2 protein-coding genes and 1 pseudogene are annotated in these 1,987 nt (G+C 33.5%); all 3 read left to right on the forward strand.

All coding sequences use genetic code 11. The annotated features are described in order from the left end of the window. Positions 1-906: replication initiation protein RepM (gene repM / locus FTV38_RS17250; RefSeq protein ID WP_180023018.1), on the forward strand; the 906-nt coding region annotated here is incomplete at its 5' end. A gap of 68 nt (positions 907-974) precedes the next feature. Then, positions 975-1,520 (forward strand): plasmid replication DNA-binding protein, encoded by a 546-nt coding sequence (locus tag FTV38_RS17255; protein WP_180023019.1) that lies wholly within the window; start codon positions 975-977, stop codon positions 1,518-1,520. Between the two features lie 278 nt (positions 1,521-1,798). Beyond that, a pseudogene (locus tag FTV38_RS17260) lies at positions 1,799-1,987 on the forward strand (pyridoxamine 5'-phosphate oxidase family protein); the annotation flags it as partial.

Below are 1,987 nucleotides of genomic sequence, written 5' to 3' on the forward strand. Positions count from 1 at the left end.
ACCAATCGGTTAAACCAAGCTTTTCAAACTCTATCTTTATCAGAGTTTCATATTGTTCAATTAGCCATTGTTGATGCTAGACATACGGGTACTGGACTAAGTACAGATACTCCTTTACGAATAGATGCATTGAGATATGCTGAAGTTTTTGGGACAACAAGGCAAAATGCTTATCAGAGAATGAAAGAAGCAGAGGATTCTTTATTTAACAGAAGATTTAGCTTCTTTGATGAAGATGGGAAATTAGTCAAAAGTAGATGGATTCAGCAAGTAAAATATCTAGATGATGAAGGGGCTATTGAACTTGTTTTCACTTTAGCTGTTGTACAAGGCATAAGTAAAATTGATGGAATTAAAGACTTTTTTACTCAATATTTACTAAGCCAAACAGCCCAGCTTAACAGTACATATTCAGCAAGATTATACGAGTTATTAATTCAATGGAAAGCTATTGGAAAAACGCCAGTATTTGAATTAGCAACTTTTAGAGAACAACTTGGAATTGGTGTTAATGAATACAAGCGTATGGATCACTTTAAAACTAGAGTTCTTGACTTAGCCATTTCTGAAATTAGCGAAAAAACAGATATAGAGGCAACCTACCAACAGCATAAAAAAGGCCGTTCAATATCTGGTTTTTCTTTTTCTTTTAAACAAAAAAAATCTAAAACTAAATCATTAGAAAATCAGACAATATCTGGCAATCTAGATCTTTTTTCAAAAAAAATGACTGACTCTCAACGCCACTTATTTTCCAATAAGCTATCTGAACTTCCTGAAATGAGTAAATACTCTCAAGGAACTGAAAGCTATCCTCAATTCGCAGTAAGAATTGCTGAAATGCTTAAAGATTCTGAGAAGTTAAAAGAGTTTGCTCCCATGCTTGAAAAGGTTGGCTATCGTTAAATCATTGATGTAACGTTACATTACTAAATATTGTCTACTGACATACAGACTTTTACTTGGGTTACATGATGAAAGCACTATCTGTTATTGAATTAGCTCAACTCTATGGAATGAATCGTCAAAGTATCTATAAACGTATAAATAAAGGGGATTTATCAAAAAATAGTGATGGTAAAATAGATTTATCTGAAGCCATACGAGTATTTGGCGAGCCATCTAATAAAAATAATAATGTAACTACGTTACAGTCTACTACGGTACAAAAAGATACAGAAGTAGACATGCTAAAACAGCAAGTAGACATACTTAAAAAACAGCTAGAACTTGCACATGAGCGAGAAGTTTTCCAAAGAGAACAGCTAGAAGCAAAAGACAATCAAATAGAAGCAATACAACGACTGTTAGAAGCTCCAAAAACCAATATGACTACGTTTACCGATCAGAAACCTAGCCAAGATATAGCAACGGATCCTCGGTCAGAACCTGAACCGAAACATGACGGATTGACTACTCCAGAGCAGACTGAAAATAAACGTATTCCAGTACCGGAACATGTTGAACCGGAGCAGCCGAAAAGAGGGTGGTTAAGCCGGTTTTTCTTGCCGAATGGCTAAGGGCATTATTCAACTGAGCTAATCAACAGCGTGAAACATTGCTCAAAGAATAGGCGTGGAACGTGAAAAATCATAAAAAAAACCCACCTTGGGGAAGATGGGCTATAAACTTTGAAATAAGTATATGAATTTCAAAGTAAATTATAACACATTTCGTATAACGTGTATTATGTTAATTTTAGAATATCTATAAAAATATAAAATTAGTTCTTCTAGTCAATGAACTAAAAACAGATGTAAGTTACAAATAAATGGAATTGGAATAAGGACTTATAAAAATGAAAATTGATTTGAATAACTGGAAAATAATTAAAGATGTTTTTATTAAAGCGCAAAAAGCAAATATGCATGTAAATATTGCTAGCGTATCTATCGAGGGAATACCTAACATTACTCCAATAGGAACAGTTTTCTTGAATGATGATGGAACAGGTTTTCTGTTTGATTCATTTTCTCATCAATTAGCA

It is taken from the genome of Acinetobacter sp. YH16044, assembly GCF_013417145.1.
GTDB lineage: Bacteria > Pseudomonadota > Gammaproteobacteria > Pseudomonadales > Moraxellaceae > Acinetobacter > Acinetobacter amyesii.

Bases quoted from the DNA above. Each gene is read 5' to 3' on its own strand.
- FTV38_RS17255 (WP_180023019.1), top strand. From the start codon at position 975: ATGAAAGCACTATCTGTTATTGAATTAGCTCAACTCTATGGAATGAAT.